Genomic DNA, 5,936 nt, shown 5'->3' on the forward strand with positions numbered 1-5,936 from the left:
GGTGGCAGGACATGCCGCTGACCGAGGCCGCGCAGACGGTGCAGGTGTCGGCGTACCCGGACCACTACGCCCAGTGGGAGCAGCAGGCCGCCGACATGGTCGCCGAACACTGGAACAGCTGACACACAGACATTCACCACAAGGGGGATCGCTGGCCGGCACCCGACACGGGCGCCGGCCAGCGGCACATCTCCACCAGCCGACAGTCGGCCGGCCGGGAAAAGGCGGCTGGTGCGGGAACACCGACGGCCGCCGGCTGGTTCAATGAGGTGTCGGTGTGCCCAGTGTCCCCGGGCCTCACCTGAATTGCCTTCGCGGAATACCGTTCGGCTGGAGCCGCGTCGCGCCACGCGCCGAGAGGCGACCTGCACACCGACGCCCAGCGCCGCCCCCGTGCCGATCAGGCCCGGGGGCGGCGCTGTCTCGTATCCGCGTTCGTCCGGTGGGGGGCGACGGTGGCGGACCCGTACCACCGTTCGACGCCGCCACGACCTTGTGCGTGCCGCGAGCGGGGGAGTGGGCGCGGTGGAGGCAGAATGGGCCGGTGGATGTGCAGCGGGAGTGGCGCGACCAGCCGGGTGTGGTCGTACTGCCGAGTGGGGCGGCCGTGCGCGGGCGCCGCGTCGCCGACGTGGCCTCGCCCGCCGACTTCGCCCTGTTGCTGGCACCTGGGCCGGTGCCGGCGTGGCCGCACCGGCGGATCCGGTGGCCGGACTTCTGGGTCCCGGTCGACCGGGCGGACGCGGTCGACGCGCTGGCCGAGGCGCTGCGTCGCGCCCGCGACGGCGAGCGGGTGGAGGTGGCCTGCAAGGGCGGCACCGGACGCACGGGCACGGCGCTGGCCGCGTTGGCGATCCTCGACGGGCTGCCGCCGGAGCGGGCCGTGGACTGGGTACGCGGCGCCTACCGCCCACGGGCGGTGGAGACCCCCTGGCAGCGTCGCTGGCTGCGCCGCCTCGCCTGATCCGGCGCGATCGTGGCACGCGTGGCCCCGGCCACCTCGTTGCGGTTCGTGTCATCGGCAAGGTTTGCGCAGCTCACGGCGGGAAGAGGGCACCTCGTCCGAACGCGCCCGGTGCCGACGACCCCCCCCGCACGGTCACCCGGTGCCCGGCCGCTGAGGGTTTCCGTGCCGCGTGGCGCCCCTGGTCCCGGGGTCTGCGGCGCCGGGACCAGGGCGCGTTGCCTTCTCAGCGGCCGACGTACTCGCGCAGGTGGCGGGCGGTCAGGGTGTCGCCGTGGGCGACCAGATCGGCCGGGGTGCCGGTGAACACGATCCGGCCGCCGTCGTGCCCCGCCCCGGGCCCGAGGTCGATCAGCCAGTCGGCGTGCGCCATGACCGCCTGGTGGTGCTCGATGACGATGACCGTGTTGCCGGCGTCGACGAGCCGGTCCAGCAGCGCGAGCAACTGGTCCACGTCGGCGAGGTGCAGGCCGGTGGTCGGCTCGTCCAGCACGTAGGTGCTCGCGCTGTCGGCCATGTGGATGGCCAGCTTGAGCCGCTGCCGCTCGCCGCCGGAGAGGGTGTTGAGCGGCTGCCCCAGGGTGAGGTAGCTGAGCCCGACGTCGACCAGCCGGTCGAGGATCACCCGGGCCGGGCCGCTGGGGAAGAAGTCCCGGGCCTCCGTGGCCGACATGGCGAGCACCTCGCTGATGTTCTTCCCGCGCAGCCGGTAGGTGAGCACCTCGTCGGTGAAGCGCCGACCTTCGCACTGCTCGCAGACGGAGGCGACGCCGGCCATCATCGCCAGGTCGGTGTAGACCAGGCCGATTCCCTTGCAGGTGGGGCAGGCGCCCTCGGAGTTGGCGCTGAACAGGGCCGCCTTGACCCCGTTGGCCTTGGCGAAGGCCGCCCGGACCGGGTCCAGCAGGCCCGTGTAGGTGGCCGGGTTGCTGCGCCGGGAACCCCGGATCGCGGTCTGGTCGACGACCACCACGCCGTCGCGGCGGTGCAGCGAGCCGTGGATCAGCGAGCTCTTGCCGGAGCCGGCCACGCCGGTGACCACCGTCAGCACCCCGAGCGGGATGTCGACGCTGACGTCGCGCAGGTTGTGCAGGTCGGCGCCGCGGATCGACAGGTGGCCGGACGGCCGGCGCACGTGCTCGCGGGGGCGGACCCGGTGGTCGAGGTGACGGCCGGTGAGGGTGTCGGAGCGGCGCAGGCCCGGCACGTCCCCGGTGTAGCAGACCCGGCCGCCGGCGGCGCCCGCTCCCGGCCCGAGGTCGACCACGTGGTCGGCGATCGCGATGGTCTCCGGCTTGTGCTCGACGACCAGCACCGTGTTGCCCTTGTCGCGCAGGCGCAGCAGGAGGTCGTTCATCCGGGCGATGTCGTGCGGGTGCAGGCCCACGGTCGGCTCGTCGAAGACGTACGTGACGTCGGAGAGGCTGGAGCCGAGGTGCCGGACCATCTTCACCCGCTGCGCCTCGCCGCCGGAGAGGGTGGCGGATTCACGGTCGAGGCTGAGGTAGCCGAGGCCGATCTCCACCAGCGAGTCGAGCAGCTCACGCAGGTTGCCGACCAGCGGGGCGACCGACGGGTCGTCGATGCCGCGGACGAACCCGGCCAGGTCGCTGATCTGCATGGCCGAGCACTCGGCGATGTTGCGCCCGGCGATCCGGGAGGAGAGCGCCGCCTCGTTGAGCCGGGCGCCCCGGCAGGTGGCGCAGGTGGTGAAGGTGACCGCCCGGTCGACGAACGCGCGGATGTGCGGCTGCATCGACTCGCGGTCCTTGGCCAGGTAGAGCCGGCGGACCTTGACCGCCAGGCCCTCGTACGTCCAGTTGTTGCTGCCCACCTTGATCTTGGTGGCCGGCTTGTGGAGGAAGTCGTCCCACTGCTGGGGCGTGTAGTCCTGGAGCTTGACGTCGGGGTCGAACAGGCCGGAGTTGACGATGGTCTGCCAGTACCAGGAGTCGACGGCGAAGTTGGGCACCGTGACCGCGCCGTCGTTGAGGGAGCGCTCGACGTCGACCATCTCGTTGACGTCGAGGTCGGAGACGCGGCCGAGGCCCTCGCAGGTCGGGCACATCCCCTCGGCCAGGTTGAAGCTGAACGCCCCGGCGCCGCCGACGTGCGGGGTGCCGAGCCGGCTGAACACGATCCGCAGCATCGCGTACGCGTCGGTGGCGGTGCCGACCGTGGAGCGGGAGTTGGCGCCCATCCGCTCCTGGTCGACCACGATGGCCGGGGTCAGGTTGCGCAGCGAGTCGACGTCGGGCCGGCTCAGGCTCGGCATGAACGACTGGAGGAAGGCACTGTAGGTCTCGTTGATCAGGCGTTGCGACTCGGCGGCGATGGTCCCGAAGACCAGGGATGACTTCCCCGACCCGGAGACGCCGGTGAAGACGGTCAGCCGGCGTTTGGGGATGTCGACGGAGACGGCCGCGAGATTGTTCTCCCGGGCTCCGCGTACCTCGATCATGTCGTGGCTGTCGGCCGCGGACCGTGCTGGCTGCTGCATGCGAACCCTTCGCGAGATCGTGGGCGGGGCTCCGCCCGGGTCGTGTCTTCGGGAGACGGCTTCCTTCGATCGTCTCATTAACGGTGCCGTGGAGGGTTTTGCCGCGTTGGTCTGCCTCCCGCGCCCGAAGAGGTAGGGGAAGTCTCAAATAACGTGTAAGCGGGAGGTGGTGCCGGCGCCCGGGCGGTGCGGTCCACGTGGGACGCGGCGCGTCAACCCGGCGCCGATGAATAACGGACGGACCGTAACCGCCGTCCTGAATGAGGCTTACCGGCGAGGTCTGCTGCGATGCACGAATTTGCTGTGATCCGTGGTTGACCTTCGATGTGGCGAGATTTACGGTGATGGCCGAAATTACAGAAGGGATGCCTATGCCTCTCCAGCAGCGTCGCCGCCTGGCGTCGGTCGCCATCATGGCGACCCTCGTCGCCGCCACCGCCGTGTCGGGTACCCCGGCCGTGGCCGCCACGCCGACCGAGACCCTGGTCGGCGTGCCGCACCACAACCTGGCCATCTACGGTGCGACCTTCGGCTCCACGACCGCGGGCGACTACGCGTACGCCGTGGCCCGCGGGACCACCGGCGCGCTCAACGTCATCGACACCCGTACCGCGACCGTGGTCCGGACCCTGCCGCTGCCCGGCGCCGGCGGTTCGTGGGGCGGCACGGTCACCCCGGACGGCACCGCGTACATCGGCGCCGACAGCAAGTTGTTCCGCTACCGGCCCGGAGCGGACCACGTGGAGGACCTGGGCTCGCCGGTGCCGGGGGAGACCACGACGTGGCGTCTCGCCAACGACGGGGAGCGGGTCTTCGTCGGCACCTTCCCCACCGGCAAGGTCTACTCGTTCCACCACCGCACCGGCGCGGTCCGCGACTACGGGCAGATCTGGCCGGACGAGCAGTACGCGCGCAGCATCGGCGTCGCCAACGGCAAGATCTACGTGGGTCTGGGCACGGTGGCCCGGCTCGTCGAGGTCGACATCGAGTCCGGGGAACGGCGCGAGATCCCGCTGCCCGAGCAGTACCGCACCGAGCAGTTCGTCTACGACCTCGACGTGCACCAGCACACGCTCTTCGCCCGGCTCGCCAACAGCAACCGGGTGCTCGTCCACGACCTCAAGGCCGGCCAGTGGATCGCCGAACTCGGCACCGCCTCGGGCCTGAACTTCTCCCCGCCGGACGCGAAGAAGAACGTCTACTTCGGCTCGTCGGCCGGCCGCCTGATGGCCTACAACCTGGACACCCGGACGCTCACCCCGACCGACTTCACCGGATACGGCACCGCCCGGGGATTCGGCTGGGCGCACCTGGACGACCCGGCGTGGCCCGGCAGGACGCTCGTCACGATCAACCTGAGCGGCAACCTGTTCTACTACAACCCGCAGACCGGCGCCAAGAAGGTCGTCTCCGCCGGGGTCAAGGGGCTGCCCGCCCAGCTGCAGACGGTGGAAGCCGGCCCGGACGGCAAGATCTGGTCCAGCGCCTACCCGAGCGGCGGCATCACCTCCTACGACCCGGCGACCGGCGCCTTCAGCGAGAACGCCGGGGCGCTCGGGCAGGCCGAGGGCCTGCACTCCTACCAGGGCAAGATCTACGCCGGCGTGTACCCGGGCGCGAACCTGCTCGAACTCGACCCGACCAAGCCCGTCGTGCGCGGTACCAACCCCCGGCAGTTCGCGACGCTCCGCACCGAACACCAGGACCGGCCGTTCGCCGTCACCGGGGTCGGCAACCGGATCGCCTTCGGCACCATCCCCGAGTACGGCCAGCTCGGCGGGGCGCTGACGCTCGTCGACCCGGCCACCGGGGCGAAGGAGGTGCACCGCAACGTCGTACCGGAGCAGAGCGTCACCGCCCTGGCCACCGTCGGCAACCTGATCCTGGGTGGCACCGGCATCTGGGGTGGGCTCGGCATCGCGCCGACCCAGACGGAGGCCAAGCTCTTCCTCTGGGACCCGGCGACGGCCACGAAGGTCTGGGAGGGCACCGCCATCCCGGGCGCCAAGGCGATCACCCGGCTGATCGTGGCGCCGGACGGCCGGATCTGGGGGTCGACGGTCGGCACGCTCTTCGAGTTCGACCCGGTGAGCCGGACCGTGGTCCGGACCGTCGAGGTGGAGCCCTTCGACTGGAACGTCTCCCACGTCTGGCGTAGCGACCACCTGGCGGTCGCGCCGGACGGCGCGGTGTGCGGCAACTTCCGGACCACGGTCGCCTGCGTGGACCCCGAGACGCTCTCGGTCCAGAAGCTGACCACCGGCATCAGCGACGTGTGGACGATGGACGCGTCGGGCGTCATGTACTACGCCCGGGGCGGGGAACTGTACCGGCTCACGCGCTGAGCCCGACGGCCCGGTGTGAAGGGCCCCTTCCTGGGCGGTTTCAAGGGGTCGTTGCAACGCGTTGGCTAGTCGGTGACGGCTAGGAGCTTAGCGAGGCGCTCGGCTGGGGTATCCCAGCCGAGCGTTT

The 5,936-nt window shown here is 71.1% G+C and carries 3 protein-coding genes; 2 read left to right on the forward strand and 1 reads right to left on the reverse strand.

Annotated features, from left to right (window positions below):
- Positions 1 to 544 precede the first annotated feature (544 nt).
- The gene (locus tag AB0G14_RS34415; RefSeq protein ID WP_357704771.1) at positions 545 to 964 is read left to right on the forward strand and encodes a protein-tyrosine phosphatase family protein; all 420 of its coding nucleotides are present in this window, start codon (positions 545 to 547) and stop codon (positions 962 to 964) included.
- 226 nt (positions 965 to 1,190) lie between these two features.
- On the opposite strand, the gene AB0G14_RS34420 is transcribed toward AB0G14_RS34415, so the two are convergent.
- Entirely contained in the window at positions 1,191 to 3,464 is a 2,274-nt protein-coding gene (locus AB0G14_RS34420) for an excinuclease ABC subunit UvrA (protein WP_357704773.1), read from the reverse strand.
- Positions 3,465 to 3,835: 371 nt separating this feature from the next.
- Between AB0G14_RS34420 and AB0G14_RS34425 the strand changes: the two genes are divergently transcribed.
- Complete coding sequence (locus tag AB0G14_RS34425; protein ID WP_357704775.1) at positions 3,836 to 5,809, forward strand: hypothetical protein; 1,974 nt, start codon at positions 3,836 to 3,838, stop codon at positions 5,807 to 5,809.
- The last annotated feature ends 127 nt before the right edge of the window (positions 5,810 to 5,936 follow it).

Source organism: Micromonospora sp. NPDC023814, from assembly GCF_040639595.1.
Lineage (GTDB): Bacteria > Actinomycetota > Actinomycetes > Mycobacteriales > Micromonosporaceae > Micromonospora.

What these genes read in the sequence shown, in the direction of transcription:
- AB0G14_RS34420 (WP_357704773.1), bottom strand. Translation starts at nt 3,464, where the DNA reads ATGCAGCAGCCAGCACGGTCCGCGGCCGACAGCCACGACATGATCGAG.
- AB0G14_RS34425 (WP_357704775.1), top strand. Translation starts at nt 3,836, where the DNA reads ATGCCTCTCCAGCAGCGTCGCCGCCTGGCGTCGGTCGCCATCATGGCG.